Source organism: Neisseria sp. P0009.S010, assembly GCF_051958545.1.
Classification (GTDB): domain Bacteria; phylum Pseudomonadota; class Gammaproteobacteria; order Burkholderiales; family Neisseriaceae; genus Neisseria; species Neisseria subflava_A.
Genome location: NZ_JBQCVH010000001.1, coordinates 276,294 through 294,450 on the forward strand (window position 1 = coordinate 276,294; position 18,157 = coordinate 294,450).

The 18,157-nt window shown below is 51.9% G+C and carries 12 protein-coding genes; 5 read left to right on the forward strand and 7 right to left on the reverse strand.

Features of this window, described 5'->3' with window-relative positions:
- Positions 1-22 precede the first annotated feature (22 nt).
- On the forward strand, positions 23-2,503 hold the full coding sequence (locus tag ACTHSN_RS01275) for a glycogen/starch/alpha-glucan phosphorylase (protein WP_440365015.1): 2,481 nt from the start codon (positions 23-25) through the stop codon (positions 2,501-2,503).
- 128 nt (positions 2,504-2,631) lie between these two features.
- On the opposite strand, the gene ACTHSN_RS01280 is transcribed toward ACTHSN_RS01275, so the two are convergent.
- The 4 genes from ACTHSN_RS01280 to ribBA form a co-directional block, all read right to left on the reverse strand.
- Positions 2,632-4,125, reverse strand: coding sequence for a surface lipoprotein assembly modifier (locus ACTHSN_RS01280; protein WP_440365016.1), 1,494 nt, complete (start codon positions 4,123-4,125; stop codon positions 2,632-2,634).
- A gap of 218 nt (positions 4,126-4,343) precedes the next feature.
- Positions 4,344-5,273, reverse strand: a complete 930-nt coding sequence (locus ACTHSN_RS01285; RefSeq protein WP_070838356.1) for a Slam-dependent surface lipoprotein — start codon at positions 5,271-5,273, stop codon at positions 4,344-4,346.
- 280 nt (positions 5,274-5,553) lie between these two features.
- Positions 5,554-9,177 (reverse strand): TonB-dependent receptor TdfG, encoded by a 3,624-nt coding sequence (gene tdfG, locus ACTHSN_RS01290; protein ID WP_440365017.1) that lies wholly within the window; start codon positions 9,175-9,177, stop codon positions 5,554-5,556.
- 254 nt (positions 9,178-9,431) lie between these two features.
- Entirely contained in the window at positions 9,432-10,772 is a 1,341-nt protein-coding gene (ribBA, locus tag ACTHSN_RS01295) for a bifunctional 3,4-dihydroxy-2-butanone-4-phosphate synthase/GTP cyclohydrolase II (protein ID WP_107792507.1), read from the reverse strand.
- A gap of 189 nt (positions 10,773-10,961) precedes the next feature.
- Between ribBA and ACTHSN_RS01300 the strand changes: the two genes are divergently transcribed.
- Entirely contained in the window at positions 10,962-11,573 is a 612-nt protein-coding gene (locus ACTHSN_RS01300; protein WP_083290066.1) for a DUF4230 domain-containing protein, read from the forward strand.
- Positions 11,574-11,638: 65 nt separating this feature from the next.
- Here ACTHSN_RS01300 and ACTHSN_RS01305 read toward each other — a convergent pair whose 3' ends face one another.
- Entirely contained in the window at positions 11,639-12,886 is a 1,248-nt protein-coding gene (locus ACTHSN_RS01305; RefSeq protein ID WP_070461460.1) for an N-acetylmuramoyl-L-alanine amidase, read from the reverse strand.
- A complete protein-coding gene (gene tsaE / locus ACTHSN_RS01310; RefSeq protein WP_063068225.1) occupies positions 12,874-13,344 on the reverse strand; it encodes a tRNA (adenosine(37)-N6)-threonylcarbamoyltransferase complex ATPase subunit type 1 TsaE in 471 nt (156 codons plus the stop codon). Before tsaE ends, ACTHSN_RS01305 begins: the two co-directional genes overlap by 13 nt.
- A gap of 171 nt (positions 13,345-13,515) precedes the next feature.
- Between tsaE and pheA the strand changes: the two genes are divergently transcribed.
- The 3 genes from pheA to prfH all read left to right on the forward strand — a co-directional run bounded on the left by pheA (position 13,516) and on the right by prfH (position 16,776).
- A complete protein-coding gene (gene pheA / locus ACTHSN_RS01315) occupies positions 13,516-14,604 on the forward strand; it encodes a prephenate dehydratase (protein ID WP_070461461.1) in 1,089 nt (362 codons plus the stop codon).
- A gap of 397 nt (positions 14,605-15,001) precedes the next feature.
- Positions 15,002-16,135, forward strand: coding sequence for an RNA ligase RtcB family protein (locus tag ACTHSN_RS01320; RefSeq protein WP_440365018.1), 1,134 nt, complete (start codon positions 15,002-15,004; stop codon positions 16,133-16,135).
- Positions 16,136-16,137: 2 nt separating this feature from the next.
- Positions 16,138-16,776: a peptide chain release factor H gene (gene prfH / locus ACTHSN_RS01325; protein ID WP_070461463.1), complete on the forward strand. Its 639-nt coding sequence runs from the start codon at positions 16,138-16,140 to the stop codon at positions 16,774-16,776.
- An 86-nt stretch (positions 16,777-16,862) separates the two neighbouring features.
- Here the strand turns inward: prfH and ACTHSN_RS01330 are convergent, their stop codons facing one another.
- Positions 16,863-18,092: an HlyD family type I secretion periplasmic adaptor subunit gene (locus tag ACTHSN_RS01330; RefSeq protein WP_070461464.1), complete on the reverse strand. Its 1,230-nt coding sequence runs from the start codon at positions 18,090-18,092 to the stop codon at positions 16,863-16,865.
- Positions 18,093-18,157: the final 65 nt, after the last annotated feature.

Below are 18,157 nucleotides of genomic sequence, written 5' to 3' on the forward strand. Positions count from 1 at the left end.
CTCACGCTAGAGAAAGGCTTCCATGGCTAAGAAAAAACTCCCCATCTCCGGTTACGATTATGTAATGCCTAAACCGGACGCCGAAACCATCCGTAAATCCATCGTTTACAAGCTGATTTTCATCTTGGGCGTAGATCCGAAGGAGGCAACTTCACACCAATGGCTCAACGCCGCCATGCTTGCCGCGCGTGACCTGATTGCAGAAGATTTCCTCAAAACACGCCGCGCCCACATCGACAACAGCAAACGCATGGTTTATTACCTGTCTATGGAATTCCTGCTCGGCCGTTCATTTGTCAACGCGCTGATTAACGAAGGCGTTTATGCCGAATTTGAAGAAGCCTTCAAGCAATTGGGCAAAGAATTTGCCGATGTTTGCGAACAAGAAGAAGATCCGGGTTTGGGTAATGGCGGTTTGGGCCGTCTGGCCGCCTGCTTCCTCGACTCTTTGGCAACCCTGCGCATTCCGGCCATGGGCTACGGCATCCGTTACCAATACGGTATGTTCAAACAAGAAATCGTGGATGGCCAACAAGTTGAAAAACCTGATTTGTGGCTCGACCAAGATTTGGCATGGCAGTTTGCCCGTCCGAACAAACAATATTCCGTCCGTTTCGGCGGTCAAGTGTTGAACTTGGGCAACAAAAAAGAATGGCAGCCGAGCGAAGAAATTTCTGCTTGGGCATACGATGAAATCATTCCGGGCTATGGCGGCGAATGTGCCAACCCATTGCGCTTGTGGACCGCACACGCAGGCAACCTGTTTGACCTTGCTGACTTCAACCGAGGCGACTATGCCTCTGCCGTTCGCGCACAAAACAGTGACGAAAACATCTCACGCGTTCTGTATCCGAACGACTCTACCGATTCCGGCCGCGAATTGCGCCTGAAGCAAGAATACTTCTTGGTTTCCGCTTCCGTTCAAGACATCGTCGCCCGCCACAAATGCCGTTTCCCAAGCATCCGCACTTTGGCGGACGAAGTCGCCATCCACTTGAACGACACCCATCCGGTGCTCGCTATTCCAGAATTGATGCGCATCCTGATTGACGAAGAGGGAATTGCATGGACTGAAGCATGGAATATGTGCTGTAAGATTTTCTCTTACACCAACCACACATTGATGAGCGAAGCCTTGGAAACTTGGCAGGTTGACCTGATGGGCCGTCTGCTGCCGCGTCACTTGGACATCATCTTTGAAATCAACGCCTACTTCCTCAATGCCTTACGCGCCATCGGTAACTTCGACGACGACTTTGTCCGCCGCGTATCCATCATTGATGAAACCCACGGTCGTCGCGTCCGCATGGCATGGCTGGCGGTCATCGGTTCGCACAAAGTCAACGGCGTGGCAAAAATCCACTCCGATTTGATGACCACATCCATCTTCGCCGACTTTGCCAAAGTGTTCCCGGAACGCTTTACCAACGTAACCAACGGCGTCACCCCGCGCCGCTGGATCAACATCGCCAACCCGGGCCTGACCAAATTCTTGGATAAACATCTGGGCGACGAAGACTGGCGTCTGCATTTGGATAACCTGACTAAGCTCAACGACAAAGTGGACGATGCCTCCGTACAGGCAGAATTCGGCGAAGTGAAAAAAGCCGCCAAAGAGCGTCTTGCCAAATACATCGAAACCGAGCTGGGCATCAAGGTTAATACCGATGCACTTTTCGACATCCAAATCAAACGTATCCACGAGTACAAACGTCAAGCATTGAACGTGATGCACATTGTCGACCGTTACAACAAAATCCTGGAAAACCCTGATTTCGATTGGCAGCCGCGTGTGTTCATCTTTGCCGGTAAAGCCGCTTCCGCCTATTACATGGCGAAGAAAATCATCCGATTGATTAACGACGTTGCCAAAGTCATCAACAACGACACCCGTATCCGCGACCTGATTAAAGTCGTTTACATCCCGAATTACAGCGTCAGCCTTGCCCAAATCATCATCCCAGCCGCCGATTTGCACGAACAAATTTCACTGGCAGGTACAGAAGCATCCGGTACCAGCAACATGAAATTCGCCCTTAATGGCGCGCTTTGCATGGGTACGCTGGACGGCGCGAACGTTGAGATTTTGGAAAAAGTCGGCGCGGACAACTGCTATATCTTCGGTAACACCGTAGAACAAGTCGAAGAACTCCGCCGCAATGGTTACGACCCATTGAGCTATATCGAGCGAGACAGCGACCTACGCCGCGTCGTCAACCAAATCAGCCAAGGCACTTTCTCTCCCGAAGAGCCAAACCGCTACAACGACGTGTTGCAACCATACGGCGACTTCTATCAACTGATGGCCGATTTCCGCAGCTACATCGACACGCAATACAAAGCGGACGAACACTACCGCAACGTATCCGCATGGCGCAAATCAGCCTTGATCAACATCGCCAACATGGGCTTCTTCTCATCCGACCGCTCCATCGCCGACTACTGCCGCGATATTTGGTACATCAAACCATTGAGCGAAAAAGAATTGCCCAGCAGAAATTAAGTGTTGAGCAGATAGCGAAAGCCGATACATCGGAAAGGTGTATCGGCTTTTTTCAGACGGCATGAAATAGAAAGGAGTAAAACAGTATGGTTATATTGTTGCTTGAGCGTATTTCTAAATGACTCAATTTAAAATCGATATTTAAAATTTAGTAGCCATTCATTCTGACGGTAGCGGTAATGTGCTGTATTGCTATGGGAGACTGAGCGTCTGAAACGAAATTCAGGGTACACACCTTTAAGGTTCCACTGCGGAAAGCCTATAGCGGCTATCATCATGTATTGATTGTCGCGCCGCCGTCTGTTATCACTGACAAAACTTGCAGCGTCATAAAGACTGCGGCGGTGAAGCAGGATGGTGTTGAGGTAAGTACCGCTTGAAAAAAAACTATATGCGCCCAGCCGTGTCGTATATTCCTTGCTGGAAGAAGATTTTTCGGGATAGGCTTTGCGTGTGGCATCGAAGTTGGCGAACAGTCCGCTTTTGGGTGTAAGAGAAAATTCTGCCCCTACGCCCAGTTCGTATTGCTTATAGTCGGCAAAATAATCTTTGTTTTGTCCGCTGTATCCGGTCTTTTTTGCTCCGGCATGTGAGTTAATGCGCCAGCGTGGGGAGAGTGTGTGCGACCAGTCAACATCCGCGCCCCATACGCGGTAGTGGGTGTGGCTGTTGCGGAAGTCGTATTCGAAATAGGGTAGCAGGGAAAAGGAGGAGCGTGTGTCGGCATAGGCGTATCCCGCGTACAGCGAACCGTTGTGATAGCTGTAATCCGGCATGGCCGCCGAATCTTTGTCTTTTTCCGTGTAGCGGTTGCCGTACAGGACACCGCGTACCTGTACACCATGATGCCCTTTGAGCGGAACGGTTTTTTCGGCGGTCGCGCTATAGGATAAGAAGGTCGAATCCGTTGGCGCAGGCAGGGTGCGCTCCATCAGGCACATGCCCGCGATTTCCCACACGCATTGGCTGATGCCGTTGCCTTGGTTTACATTGCTATTGTAGCCGTAGCCGAGGCTGATTTGGCCGTGCCAGCGGCGGCGTTTGCCCAGTTCGGATAGGTAGTTTTCCACGATGGGGCGGGTTTCAGCAGGAATATCTGTTTTCAGAACTTTCTCAAACGCGGCGGCGGACTCTTTGTTTTGGTTGTCTTCGGCATAAAACCGCCCCGCTTCGAGCAGCAGGCGGGGGTTGCCGGGTTCGGCTTCCAAGGCCGTCTGAAAACTGTTCCCCGCCGTGCGGAAATCCCCTTCGTCCCGTTTTTGCAGCGCATCGGCCAAATGAATCAGCGCGGGTTTGTGTTGCGGCAGTTTTGCGTAGCGGGCGGCGAACTGCCGCACTTTGTGCCACTGCCGCGCGTTGAGGGCGTGGTAAATCGCACTTTCCAGTTCTTCTGCCGTATCGCCGACTTGGTAGACTGTACCGTCTATCATGATGTAGCTGTCGTTTTCTCCCACTTCCCCGTGTGCCTGTTCCGTGTCCAGCCAGTCACTTTCTCGATATTGCTGCGTTTGGCGGCTGCTCTCATCCAGCAGGCGGCGGCGTTCATCTGCGGCATCGTTGGACGGAGCGGCAAGGCAGACCGTACAGAGCGGTAGAAAAAGCAGGCAGAAGTGGTGTTTCATGGGATGGGGTCCTTTGGGCGGAGAGGCTGTCTGAAAGAAGTAAAAACAGAAATTCCGCAAGGCAATGCAGGTTTGCACGGCACTTCGAAAACAGGTCAGCCGCAGTATATTTATGCCTACTGCGGCTGCGGTTAAAAAACGGCGGTTTTCCTGATTGCGGGAACGGACGGCCAAACGCCGAAAACACCGGCATTCCCTAATCGCATAAGCAGGCAAGGTTATTTTTTCGCGCCGCCGAAGGCTACGTCTTTATCTGCGCCTGCACGATCCACGATACCTGCCAAGGCTTCCGCTCCGCTACCATAGAAGCGTCCGGTAATATGCTCGGTATTTTTATGGTTATCAAATTTACCGCTGCTTTCGATTTTGGTATTGGCAAAATTGATGCTGTCTCCGGCGCGGGAAATAGTGCCGGCCAGTTCATTTTTACCTGTTCCATAGTTGGCGGTCAGTACGCCGGTATAGAAATCATTTTTCCCTGGAGTATGCTTGTTAATACCTAATACATTGTATTTCGCATTGACCAGTTTCGGCATATTAGCTGTCGGATTCTCACCCACGAACCAAACCGTGCGGTTGCCGTCGTTCATATTCAAATCCGTGCTGTTGGCAATCTGATTGCTGTTGCCTTTGCGCGGTGCCCATTCGCCGAAGAAGACGTTGGTTGCCGCAGTCGGCACTTTGGCAAAGGTCATGCCGCCGAATTTCGGTGCAATCGGCAACAGCGGGTCAGCCATTTGGCGTACGCTGAACACCTCGGTGTTGTTGGCGCGTTTTTCATACCAAACTTGTCCAAGTTTTTTCGAGCTGAACCAGCCCAATACGGGATTGACATCACCTGGGGTGAGGTATCTCGGATTGGCCGCACCGTTTACATTGGCGTTCTGATTGCCGCCGTTGATGGGTGCGTTGCCGTATTTGGTGCGGATGCGTTGCGCGGGGCCGGCTTGGAGGTTGATGGAGTTGGACAGGCCGTTGCCGGTGCTGACCTTAATGCCCGCCGCACCTGCACCGAAGGGCAGGGAATCGGATTCAGCAGCTTGAATTAATTGCCCTTTACTTGAATCACCACCTTTAACTTCTACTGAATAAGCAGAACTGAAGGCTGCAGTCAGAAGGACGGCGAGGGTTAATTGTGATGCTTTCATGATTTTTCCTTTTAAAGAAAAGATATGGTGGATACCGCTGTTTTGTCTCGAGCGGCAAGGTGTATCGGGTGTTACCGATAGGGCGCATATTAATATAAATAAAAATATAAATCTAATTAAAACTCATTATCAAATGTAAAGTGCGGATTGCATTTGTTAATATTTTATTTTTAATATCATTGCATTATCATCTAAGAAATACAAAAATTATAGTAACGGTAACAGGTTGTAGCCGACGGGCAGATTCCTGCCCGTCGGCTACATAGGATACAGTCAAGCCTTAAAACCTACCCTTGATGCCGAAGGTAACTGTCCTGCCCGGGCCGGGGACCGGGGTGCTGGACATCGGGTCTAGATAATAGCGGTTGGCAAGGTTGGTCACGCCGAAATTTAAGTCTATATGTTTCCCTATGCGGTAGCGGGCATAGGCATCAAGCAGGGTGGCGGCGTGCCAGCCGTAGGGTTTGCCGTTGCGCTCATACACCTGCCCTGCGCCGTCGGCAATCAGCTTGTCGTAGTTTTTCCGCTCCGCCTTGCTGTGATGGATGGCGCGCATGCCCAATTCCAGTTTTTCGTTGAAGAAGCGCGTGCCGACATCGAGGGTAAGCGAATATTTCGGCTGCAAGGACTGGAAGAAGCGGCTGAGGCCGAAGCCGCCTTCAAGGCATTCGGGTACGCGTTGCAGGTAATAGTCGAATTTGAAGGCGATGCCCTTGTCGCACACCATATGTTTCAAGCGGTAAGTGCCGCCGAAGGAGGCAAAGAAGCGGCCGCTGTCGAGGCGGCTTTGCAGTTCTAGCCCCTTGCTGATTGCCTTGTCGTATTGGATCATGCCGCCGTCCATATTCGAGGTGTCGATTTGGTTTTTGATTTTGTTGCTGTAGTAGGTGAGGCGGATATCGCCTTGGCGCAGCTTGGCGAAATGCGGGGCGAAATTGAAGTTGTAGCCGACTTCCCAGTTGGTGCTTTTTTCCGGCTTCAGGCTGTATTCGGCCACGGTCTCGCTGCCGTACAGACCGCCGCTGCCGGTGGCGGCGGTCAGTTCGTAAAGGCTGGGGAAGCGGCTCATGCGGGCATAGCGGGCGAAGAGGCGGTGGTTGTCGGCAAGATCGTAGCTGACCGACAGCATGGGCGACCAAGAATGCGCGCGCTGTTCCTGCGGCATGCGCCAGCGGTCGGCTTCGCCGAATTGATGCCGGATCCAAGCGGTACGATTGTAACGGTCACCATATTTCAGCACAGAGTCATTGTTGGTCGCTGACGGAATTTGGTTTTCATTGGCCATTCGGACTGCTGTTTCTTCTACTGAATTAAAACCAAATCCCATGTGGGAACCAGGATAATAACGGCGATAGCTGCCGCTTTTTCCCTGCGGATTGTTTACCCTTTCGCGGTACATTTCCGGCGTAATCTGCACTTTGCCGTGATCAAATTTGCCTGCAACCATTGGAATAATCTGCTTACGGCGCAGGACATAGAGTACATCGTTGTTTTTATCCGCTTGATGGCTTTCAATCAGGCTGCCGTCTACTTTTTGGTAGAAGCGTGTGTTATCGACGAATGTATCGCCCGGATGGTAGTCGTAGCCGTTTTTTTCCTTAAAGCGGCGGTTGAGCCTTTGATATTCTTCAACCTGCCCCCCGATTCTATCAGGGTCATAAAGCTGCTCCATCCGCCGCTGGTTGGCAATATCTTCTTCATCCGCCAATTCGTAATAAGGCATCATCAGGCCGGTAACATAACTGTCCGAACCCAGGCCGTACTGATACCAGGGGTTGCGCGCGGCACGCTGCCGCACCAGTTCGATATTGCGCCCTTTAAAGTTCTGATAGCGCACGCCTGCCTGTATGTTCAGGCGGGAAGTCGGTTTCCAGTCGAAGACCAGGTTCGCGCCCCATTCGCGCTTTTTCGCCGACTGCGGGCCGCCCAAGGCCGCCATGCGGGTCAGTACGCCGAACGTGTTCATCAGGTCGGCGCTGTTAGCGATGTCGGTGCGTTCTTCCAGCGTTTCGCGCTGGTAGTCGGCGGCAAGGGTGAGGCTGAGTTTGTCGGAAAGGCGGAAGCGGTTGCTGAGGTTGAAGCCGTTGCGGACGACGTCGGTACGCTGCCGTGCGCCGGGAATGATGATGCGGTCGGGATGTTCGATGTAGTAGCGTTCCTGATTCAGCTTTTGCTTCAGCTCCGCTAGATTCATCATCTTACCGATTTGGTTGGTTTGGTCGGTCATCACATTTTTATCGGCGGGCGTAATGGCGTAGTAGCCGCCCGTATGCCCCATCCAGCGGTCGGTAATCGCACGGTTGTTTTCATCGTACTGGGCCAGCCTGCGGGCGATTTTGTCGGGCGTGTCTTCTATCATGCGCAGCACTTCTTCATGGGTTCGTGCCGAACCGTAGGCGTTCCACGTCATCGCGTCTTCGCAGCTTTCCGTTCTAAGACCGGGAGACTGCCGTTTGCGTATGTTGCACCAGTACCAGATGTCGTAGTCCATGTCGGGCGTGGTTACGCCGACGACGGGGCCGCCGCTCTGATGGCGGTTGCTGTCGGTCTTCACCCGCCACATATCGGCCTGAAAATCTATCCACTTGTTGTCCTGCGGCTTCCATTCGTAGCCGATTTTGTAGGTTTTACTGTCGATTTTCGTCCCTATCCCTGGTGCCTGCTGCGCGGGGTCATTTAGGGATTGTTCGCTGAAACCGAGTATCCATGCCGTTATCAGGGGGTTGATTTCACCGAAGCCGATTTTGTTGTCCATATATTGCAGGCTGATTTTCTGATTGCCCGGCAGATACCAGTTGTTTTTCAGCAGCAGGGTTTTGGTGTCGGTGTGGCTGTTCATGATTTCTTCGCCCGGCCTGAACAGGACGGCCATATTCGGCACCAGGCTGGCGGAAGATTTGCAGAGTATGTCTTTTTCCCGTTGCGATTTGTCGGGATACTGGTCGTAACAGGCATCCGCACCGTAAATGGGGTTGTTGAGGTAGCTCTGATAACCGCGTTTGCCCGCGTAGTAGTTGCCCTTTTGACGGTGGCTGTATGCGGCAAGGCCGTCTGTAATGTCGGTTTTAAAGGCGGCGGACAGCATCAGCTGCCTGTCGTCTTTGAAGTTGGTGTGGCTTTTGCCGCCCGAGAATTTCGTGTCGGCTATGCCTTCGTCCAACAACAGGGCGGTGGGGGAGGGTTTGCCGGTATAGCCGGTCAGCACGTCCGCCATACCCGGTGTGCCGTCCGCCGTCGCGCCTATGGGAGAGAGGGTGCGGTAGTCGCGGCCTAAGAATGGGCGCAAGTCGTTTTTCTGCGCTACGGTGTTGCCGGAAAACTCGGTTTTGACTTCGATTCCCCAGTTTCTCCCTTCGGGGATGATGTCGGAAGGTTCGATGGTGCGGATAGACATCGCGCCGCCGACGCCCGATTTCACGCCGCGCGTGAGGGCCGGGCTTTTTTCCACCGCGATGCTGCGGAACAGGGCGGGGTCGAGGTAGTTGCGGTCGCCCACGCCGTAGTTGTTGAGCCAGACATCGACCGTCTGCTCCGTACCGTCCAGCGTTACGGGGATACGGCCTTTGCCGGTGATGCCGCGTATGTTGGGCGTAATCGCGCCGCCGGCGGTGCGGGTGTTCATGTTGTACACGCCGTTTAGGCCTTTGAGCACGTCGCCGGCGGATTGGACGCGGTAGCGTTCGAGGTATTCTTTGCCGACATAGGCGTTGGAGACGTTTTTGTAATACACGTCGTCCGCGCCTTTTTGGTCGTTGGTACGTTTGCCACTGACAACAACGGTATCCAATTCCTGGTATTGTTCTGGTCGAGCTGAGGTTTCGATGGTATTGGCAACGGTTAATGTACTGAACGCGCTGGCAAGGCTGAGAATGATTATTTTGGGTTTGGGAGTAAAAGCAGACATAGTTTCTCTTTGTTAAGAACTTAATATAATAGGTTAAAATACTCTTTTATATAAAAAATATAAAATTTTTAAATATTATTAATATTTATATCATAATTGATTATTCTTATCATTATTGAAATAATTTAATAAATAGTCGTTTTTATCATAATTTTATTTGGATAATATTCAGATAAATAGAGAGATGAAAAGGCCGTCTGAAAATTTTCAGACGGCCTTTTATTTCATTTGCTTTGAGAATCAATCAAGCAAGATTATTTCTCAGCTTCTTCAAAACCGACGACTTCGAGGCCGAAGCCGGTGAGGCCGGTGAAGGATGAAGGCTGGCCGAGGACGCGCAGTTTTTTGACGTTGAGGCCAGCGAGAATTTGTGCGCCTATGCCGTAGCTTTTGCTGTCCCATTTGTAGGCTTGGTTTGCGCCTTTGGGCAGGGTGCGGTCGAGCAGGGTGGCGCCGTCTTCGGTACGGTGCAGGAGGATGACTACGCCGCTTTCGGCTTGTTGGATGCGCTCAAGGGCTTTGGGCAATGACCAGGAATGGCGCGGGTTGGCTTGGATGAAGTCCATGACGCTGAAGGGTTCGTGGACGCGGACGAGGGTTTCTTCGTCGGCGGTTGGTGTACCTTTGACGAGGGCGAGGTGGGTTTCGCCTGAGAGTTTGTCGACGTAAACGTGTTGTTGGAACTCGCCCCACGGGGTTTGTACGGGTGCGTTGCCCATGTCTTCGAGCAGGCTTTCGGTGCGGCTGCGGTATTCGATGAGGTCGGTAATGGTGCCGATTTTGAGGTTGTGTTCTTCGGCGAATTTCATCAGTTCGGGCATGCGCGCCATGGTGCCGTCGTCGTTGATGATTTCGCAGATGACGGCGGCGGGAATCAGGCCGTTCATTTGTGCCAGATCAACGCCGGCTTCTGTGTGTCCTGCGCGGACGAGTACGCCGCCTTTTTGGGCACGCAATGGGAAGATGTGGCCGGGTTGGACGATGTCTTCTGGTTTGGCGGATGGGGAAACGGCGGTTTGAATGGTCAGGGCGCGATCGGCGGCGGAGATGCCGGTGGTAATGCCGTGGGCGGCTTCGATGGAGACGGTAAAGTTGGTACCGTATTGCGCGCCGTTTTTCTGGGTCATCATGGGCAGGCCGAGTTTTTCGACCATTTCGCCGTCCATCGGCAGGCAGACCAGGCCGCGTGCGTGTTTAATCATGAAGTTGATGGCTTCGGGGGTAACGAATTGGGCGGCCATCAGCAAGTCGCCTTCGTTTTCGCGGTCTTCGGCATCGGTGATGATGACCATTTTGCCGGCTTTGATGTCTGCTAGGATTTCTGGGATGGTGGAGATGTGGGACATGGTATTTCTTTCTTGGCTGATGGTGGGGGCGTGGCGGTCTTGGTGGTCTTGATCCAGCCACATGTCAGGCATATTGGCTGCCTGCTCGATTTTTCGGGCTTTTTTCTCGCCGAAAGATTTGTTTTTCAACAGGGCGGACAGCTCGCCTTGGTTGATGGCGATGGCTTGTGCAAACTTGGTCTGCTGGCCGTTGTGGTGTTGTGTTATCCATTGCCGCAGGTTGTGGCGGCGCAGGTCGGTGGTGTTCATGATGAGATGGAATTGAATTGTGTGTAATGGATTGTAGTCTTGTCTTTACCAAAAGGCAAACTTTGTTTATTGAGTTTTTTTATTACTTTTTAGTAATAAGTTTTAATATTTCAGACGGCCTGGGTATGGCTTGAAATTGACGGTTTTGGGAGAATATGGGGAATGTTTTGATGATTATTTTAACGGGGGATGTTTGAAATGAAAATGCTTGGGCGCGGATTGGTCGTGCTGGTGTTGTGTGCGCTGACGGCTGCAGGCGGCTGGTTTTATGCCCTGCATGGTCAGAACGAAGAACATCAGGTTTTGTCCCGTGAGGGGGTTTTGATGCAGATTAAGCAGATGAACCGCTTGGAAAGTACGGCATTTTATATCGATACGATTATCCGTACGGAGAAAAAAGGGGATTGGCGCAGGCTTTGGCAGGATTCTCAAAGCGGTATTTTTATTGTGCGCGGTAAGGTGTTGGCCGGTTTGGATTTGGACAAGTTAGGCGCGGACAATGTCAATATTGTGGACGACAAGGTCTTAATCAGCCTGCCGGCGGTGGAAATTTTGAGCGTGGATTTGGAAAATATCGAAGTGTACGATATTCAGACCGGCTCGTTTAATTTGCTGCCTATGGATAAGTCGGTATTTAAGACGGTGCAGGAAGAAGCGAAAAGGCAGGTATTGCAAAGCGCGTGTAAGGCTGAGATTTTGGAGCATGCCAACCGTCAGGCGCAAATCCAGTTGGAAAACTTATTTGCATTGACGCAGACGAAGGTGTCCGTCTATCCGGCTGCGGTAGGGAAGTGCGGTTAAATAGATTGCTTGAAAAGATAAGGCCGTCTGAAAAATTTTCAGACGGCCTTTGTTTCATCAAGCCATTATCCGCGTCGTAAAACGGCGGTATTGATGTATTTTTGAATACCGGTGGCAATGGCTTGGGCGCATTGTTGGCGGAAGGATTCGCTGCCGAGTAGCCGCTCTTCGGTAGGGTTGGAGAGGAAGGCGGTTTCCACCAAAATGGACGGAACATCCGGCGCGCGGAGGACAGCGAAGTTGGCTTCGTCAACGCGGCCTTTGTGTAATTGGTTGAGTTTGCCCAATTCGGTCAAGACGGAATGGCCGAGTTTGCGGCTGTCACGCAGGGTCGCGGTTTGGGTCATGTCCAAAATCGTGTTGTCGACATTGGGGTTGCCGCTGGTTTGTACGCCGCCGATGGCGTCGGCGTTGTTTTGGGTTTGGGCAAGGAATTTTGCCGCCGAGCTGGTCGCTCCTTTGGTATTGAGCATATATACGCCGGTACCGCGAGCGGACGGGCTGGTAAAGGCATCGGCGTGGATGGACACGAATACGTCGGCATTGCGTGCACGGCCTTTGGCAACGCGTACGCCCAATGGGATAAAGATGTCTTCGTTGCGCGTCATGAATACGTTGTAACCCAAGGCTTCGAGGCGTTTTTTGGTTTCGCGTGCAATGGAGAGTACAACGTTTTTTTCTTTGAGGCCGCTCGGGCCGATTGCGCCGGGGTCTTCGCCACCGTGACCGGGGTCAATCATAATCACGGGACGGCGGTTGCCGCCGCTGCCGCGATTGTTTTTAGGGGCAGGGGTGTCGTATGCGATATTGGTATTCGGACGTTGTTTGGGGACATTGCCGTTGAGCAAGGCCATCATCGGGTCGTTGGCATCTGCGCCGTGCGGATAGAGGTCGATAACCAAGCGGTTTCTGAAGTTGCCGACGGGGGCGAGCGCAAAGACTTGCGGATGGGAGCTTTGTTTGAGGTCGATGACGATACGCACGGTATTGGGCGTATTTTGACCAGCACGAATGCTGCGGATAAAAGGGTCGTTAGACAGCACTTTGCTGGAAATGCCTTGCAGGACGCTGTTGATTTCCGCTCCTTGAATATCTACAACCAACCGGCTGGGGTTGTCCAACATAAAATGTTGGTATTTCATCGAATGGTTGCTCTCAAGGGTAACGCGTGTGTAGGCGTTCGCCGGCCAAATGCGGACGGCAAGGAATTGCGCAGGAGAGGCCGGTTTGGCCAATGCGGCACCAACGGGCGTGAGGGTGAGAAATAGTCCTGTGCCTTGACGGAGAATGTGTCTTCTAGTTAATTTGACCATGATTCTAAACTTTTTCGGCCTTGGTTTGTGTGGGCGGAAAAGGTGCAGGTTCTGCCCTTATCGGTGTACGTCAATGTAATGGTAATGTCTGCCGGAGGCGTGAATTCCCCACCTTGCTGCGGCCATTCGATGAGGCAGATGCTGTCGGGCGCAAACAATTCGTCCAAACCGGCATCTTCCCATTCCTCGGGCATGGTAAAGCGGTAGAGGTCGAAATGGTGGAGGGTGAATGCATCCAGCGGATAAGATTCGACAATGGTGTAAGTCGGGCTTTTGACTGCGCCCGTATGTCCCAGTCCGCGCAAAATCCCGCGTGTCAGCGTGGTTTTGCCTGCACCCAGCCCGCCTTCAAGATAGATGGTCAGCGGAGCGGAAAGCTGCTTGCTCCATTCTTCACCCAGTTGCAGGGTTGCTTCTTCATCGGGCAGAAAACGGGTGTACAGTCCGTTTGAGTGCATGGAATAGGCCTTGTCGTTCAAAAGGCTTAATTATGATGGAATTGGCGGCGTTTGCAAACCTGATAGACGATAAAGTTAGATAAAGATAGTGTTGAGGCCGTCTGAAAACGGAATTCAGACGGCCTTTAATGTTAAAATGAAAATATCCCTCACAAAATTGCGAGACAGCTTATGCCTTTATCCATAGACGAACAATTATTGCCGCACCGCAATGCCATCGACAGCATTGATGCGGAAATCCTCCGTTTGCTCAACGAGCGCGCCGGTCATGCGCATGCTATCGGCGAATTGAAAGGGACAGGCGCGGTGTACCGTCCTGAACGGGAAGTGGCCGTTTTACGCCGGATTCAGGATTTGAACCGCGGCCCCTTGCCGGATGAATCGGTTACCCGGCTGTTTCGCGAGATTATGAGCGAATGTTTGGCGGTAGAGCGTCCGCTGACGATTGCCTATTTGGGCCCGAAGGGGACATTTACCCAGCAAGCCGCCATCAAACATTTCGGCCACGCCGCACACACCATGGCGTGTACCACCATCGACAACTGCTTCAAACAAGTCGAAACGCGCCAAGCCGATTATTTGGTGGCGCCGGTGGAAAACTCGACCGAAGGCTCGGTGGGCCGTACTTTGGACTTGCTGGCTGTAACCGCGTTGAAAGCCTGCGGCGAAGTGGTTGTCCGCATTCATCACAACCTGCTGCGTAAAGACAACCACGAAATCGGCGGCATTACCAAAGTTTTTGCCCATGCCCAAGCCTTGGCGCAATGCAACGACTGGCTCGGCCGCAACCTGCCCAATGCCGAGCGTATCGCCGTAGCCAGCAATGCCGAAGCGGCGCGTTTGGTTACCGAATCTGACAGCCCGAATGTGGCCGCCATTGCCGGACGTATCGCGGCGGAAATTTATCAGTTGAGCTTTGCCGCTGAGTGTATCGAAGACGAGCCGAACAACACCACGCGCTTCTTGGTGATGGGCCATCAAGACACAGGCCGCAGCGGCAACGACAAAACTTCTTTGGTCGTCTCCGCGCCCAACCGTGCCGGTGCCGTTACTGCTTTGCTGCAACCTTTCACCGAGTTAGGCATTTCCATGACCAAATTTGAAAGCCGCCCAAGCAAATCGGTTTTGTGGGAATACCTGTTCTTCATCGACATCGAAGGCCATCAAAGCGATGAAAATGTCCAAAAAGCCTTGCAGCTTTTGGGCGAACGCGCTTCCTTCGTGAAAGTTGTCGGCTCTTATCCGACCGTTGTTTTGTAAGGATTATTGGGTATCAAAGGCCGTCTGAAAAGTTTTCAGACGGCCTAAATTATGTTCTCAATATTTGCTATTTATGCAACATTATTGGCAGATTGATGTCAGTAAGTTTGCATAATTGGAAATAAACCCTCTATAATCCGAACGTTTTTAATATTTTCATGCAAAGAAAGGAGCAAGCCATGACACGCAATATTTCAATCCGCTCAATCACATTCTTTGCAGCTCAAGCGTCGGTCTGACTTTCGGATAACGCTTTTCGCATTCCATGTCGCCCGTTTCGGGCTGCTTTCCTTACGATTATCGGCTAGAAACCAGGCCGTCTGAACATTTCTCAGACGGTGGCTATTTATTGTCATCTGCTGACGATTTCTATCCGTTTTAAAGAAAGCATAAACACATGGGCAATTATCCCCATCATATTCAAATTATTGCCGATTCAAATACATGGATTGAAGGCAACGCTGTCGCACAGCTCGAAACCACCGCCCGATTACCGCATATGTTGCGCGTTGCCGGAATGCCGGATTTACACGCTGGGCGCGGTTATCCGGTTGACGCGGCATTTTTCAGCGACCGTCATTTTTATCCTGCCCTGATTGGAAACGACATCGGTTGCGGCATGGCGTTTTGGCAGACCGATTTACGCGCGGCCAAACTCAAACCTGCCAAACTCGCCAAACAGCTTGGCAATATCGATACGCCGCTAGATAAAGACGAACAGGTCGATTTATTAGGTGACGCTGTCGATATGCACCAATTTTCAGACGGCCTTGCTGTAGGTACGATTGGCGGCGGCAACCATTTTGCCGAGTTGCAAACCGTTGACACCGTTTATCGCACCGATTTGCTTCCGCCCGATTTTGATGAAAACCATCTGCAACTGTTGGTGCATAGCGGTTCGCGCGGATTGGGCCAGCAGATTTTGCAATACCATATTGCCGCCTTCGGGCATCAAGGTTTGGCGGAAGAGGGCGAAGCGGCGGCGGCCTATCTTGCCGAACACCAAACAGCCCTTGAATTTGCCAGCCTTAACCGCCGTTTGATTGTGGCCAGAATGCTTGACCGTTGGCGCGCAGAAGGAACATGCCTGCTCGATGTCCACCATAATTTTTTGGAACAAACCGAGATTGACGGCACAATCGGTTGGCTGCACCGAAAAGGCGCAACGCCCACCGATAAAGGCTTGGTCATGATACCCGGCTCGCGCGGCGATTACAGCTATCTGGTCCAACCTGCCGAAGATTGTCAAATTTCGTTGAATACCTTGGCTCACGGCGCAGGTCGGAAATGGCAGCGCGGCGAATGCAAAGGCAGGTTGTCGCACAAATACACTGCCGACAGCCTGCGCCAGACCGAATTCGGCAGCGTAGTCGTTTGTCAGGATAAGGCCTTGATTTTTGAAGAAGCGCCGCAGGCTTATAAAAGCATCGACAGCGTTATTGCCGCCATGAAAAACGCAGGTTTGATTGAATTGGTCGCGCGGTTTAAACCTGTTTTGACTTATAAAACCGGCGGCGAGTGTGGAGCGTAAAGATGAAACAGAATACACCAGCGGTTCATCTGCAAATTTCCACCGCGCAAGGGCCGGCAGAGTGCCGAATATTTGCCCGTTTCGTCTTGGGCAAGCTGCTTGCCGAAGCCCAATCAAAAGGCATTGATGCCGAACTCGTTAACGAAACCGCCGATAAGTACGGCATTTTGTCGGCGACGCTCAAATTGGCAGGGCAAAAAGCCGAAAGTTTGGCGCAAACTTGGCAGGGGACGCTCCAATGGATATGCCCCAGCCCCGTCCGCCCGAAACATCCGCGCAAAAATTGGTATATAGGCGTTTTTCGTTTGCCCGATATGCCGCAGACGTATGAAATGCCGTCTGAAAACGGAATCGAGTTTCAAACCTGCCGTTCGGGCGGTAAAGGCGGGCAACACGTCAATAAAATCGAAAGCGCCGTCCGCGCTACCCATAAAGAAAGCGGCATTTCCGTGTGGGTCGAGAGCGAACGCAGCCAGCATGCCAATAAAAAATTGGCGGTAATGTTATTGGCGCAAAAGCTGGCAGAGCATCATGCCGGACAGGCAGGAAATTTTGCGCAGGAGCAGCACACGCAACTCTATCAAGTTGAGCGCGGCAATCCGAAAAGGACGTTTGTCGGAGCGACGTTTAAGGAGAAGTAATTTGCCTGTCGGATAAACAGGCATAGTGAAAACATAAACCAAAGGCCGTCTGAAAACTTTCAGACGGCCTTTTATCAGTTTATCGATTAGCGTTCGCTCAACGCTTGTTTCATACGCGTAATCGGTTTGATCAGGTATTGGAAGATGGTTTTTTCACCGGTTTTGATGTCTACCGTTGCAACCATACCCGGAATAATCGGCATCGGTTTGCCGTTTTTGTCTTTCAGGGAGTTGTTTTCGGTTTGGACGAGAACGCGGTAATAAACTTGGTTCGGGTCAAGTTTTAAGTCGTTGGCACGGTTTTGCATAGAGTTGCTGACGGTATCGGCGCCGACGAGGGTAACTTTGCCTTCTAAACCGCCGTAGATGGAGTAGTCGTATGCGCTGACTTTAACCAATGCAGGTTGGCCTGCGCGGATAAAGGCGATGTCTTGCGGACGGATATAGGCTTCGACCAGCAGTTTGTCATCAACCGGGACGATTTGCATGATGTCTTCGCCTGCGTTCACAACGCCGCCGATGGTGGTGACTTTTATGCCTTTGACGATGCCGCGCATAGGGGCGCGGATTTGCGAGCGTTCAACCGGGTCGGCACGCATGGCAACGTTTTCTTTGGATTGCGCCAGTTCGGATTCGGCTTGCAAGAGTTCGTTGTTGGCATCGGCTTTGTAGCGGTTGCGGCGTTCAGAGATTTGGGTGGCCAAGTCTGCGGAATCGCGGCGCATTCTTAAAAGTTCGACTTCGGAAACATAACCTTCGGAAACAAGAGGAGCAGTAATGGCAATCTCTCGATCAAGTGCGGCCTTGCTTTGGGATAGGCCGTTGATGGCATCCACCATGACTTGGCGGCGTGCTTTGTAGGCGGCGATTTCGCGACGGCGAAGCTCGGGACCCACGCTGTCAGGGAAGGAGAGCTTGGTTCCGTAGGCTTCAGCTTTAAGGCGGGCAATAGTGGCTTCGAGGTTTGCGACTTTGGCTTCGCTTTCGCGCAAAACGGCGGAGCTGCGTGTGTCGTCGAGTTTCATCAGAATCTGATCTTTCTCGACCATATCTCCTTCTTTAACCATGATTTCGGTTACGATGCCGGGATCCAGGCTTTGGATTACTTGCTCACGGCTGCTGGGAATGATATTGCCGTTGCCACGGGTAACTTCTTCGACAGGGCTGTTGTAAGCCCAAATAACGAAGACAATCATCAGAATAAAAAACAGGATGATGACAATAAACTGGCCACTGTGTTTTTCTTTTTGCAGGGCGGCGTTGAGGTCGTTGATAAGGTCGAGATCTTTGGATTTGACGTTGTTTTCGCGGCTCATAATCGTGTGTCTTTATTGTGTTTGGTGGATTTTAACCATTAGGGCAGGCTGTTTGAAAGGGCAAG

Coding starts and splice junctions, on each gene's coding strand:
- tsaE (WP_063068225.1), bottom strand. CDS start 13,344: ATGCACTCAAACGGACTGTACACCCGTTTTCTGCCCGATGAAGAAGCA.
- pheA (WP_070461461.1), top strand. CDS start 13,516: ATGCCTTTATCCATAGACGAACAATTATTGCCGCACCGCAATGCCATC.
- ACTHSN_RS01280 (WP_440365016.1), bottom strand. CDS start 4,125: ATGAAACACCACTTCTGCCTGCTTTTTCTACCGCTCTGTACGGTCTGC.
- ACTHSN_RS01320 (WP_440365018.1), top strand. CDS start 15,002: ATGGGCAATTATCCCCATCATATTCAAATTATTGCCGATTCAAATACA.
- ACTHSN_RS01285 (WP_070838356.1), bottom strand. CDS start 5,273: ATGAAAGCATCACAATTAACCCTCGCCGTCCTTCTGACTGCAGCCTTC.
- ACTHSN_RS01330 (WP_070461464.1), bottom strand. CDS start 18,092: ATGAGCCGCGAAAACAACGTCAAATCCAAAGATCTCGACCTTATCAAC.
- tdfG (WP_440365017.1), bottom strand. CDS start 9,177: ATGTCTGCTTTTACTCCCAAACCCAAAATAATCATTCTCAGCCTTGCC.
- ribBA (WP_107792507.1), bottom strand. CDS start 10,772: ATGAACACCACCGACCTGCGCCGCCACAACCTGCGGCAATGGATAACA.
- ACTHSN_RS01305 (WP_070461460.1), bottom strand. CDS start 12,886: ATGGTCAAATTAACTAGAAGACACATTCTCCGTCAAGGCACAGGACTA.
- ACTHSN_RS01275 (WP_440365015.1), top strand. CDS start 23: ATGGCTAAGAAAAAACTCCCCATCTCCGGTTACGATTATGTAATGCCT.
- prfH (WP_070461463.1), top strand. CDS start 16,138: ATGAAACAGAATACACCAGCGGTTCATCTGCAAATTTCCACCGCGCAA.
- ACTHSN_RS01300 (WP_083290066.1), top strand. CDS start 10,962: ATGTTTGAAATGAAAATGCTTGGGCGCGGATTGGTCGTGCTGGTGTTG.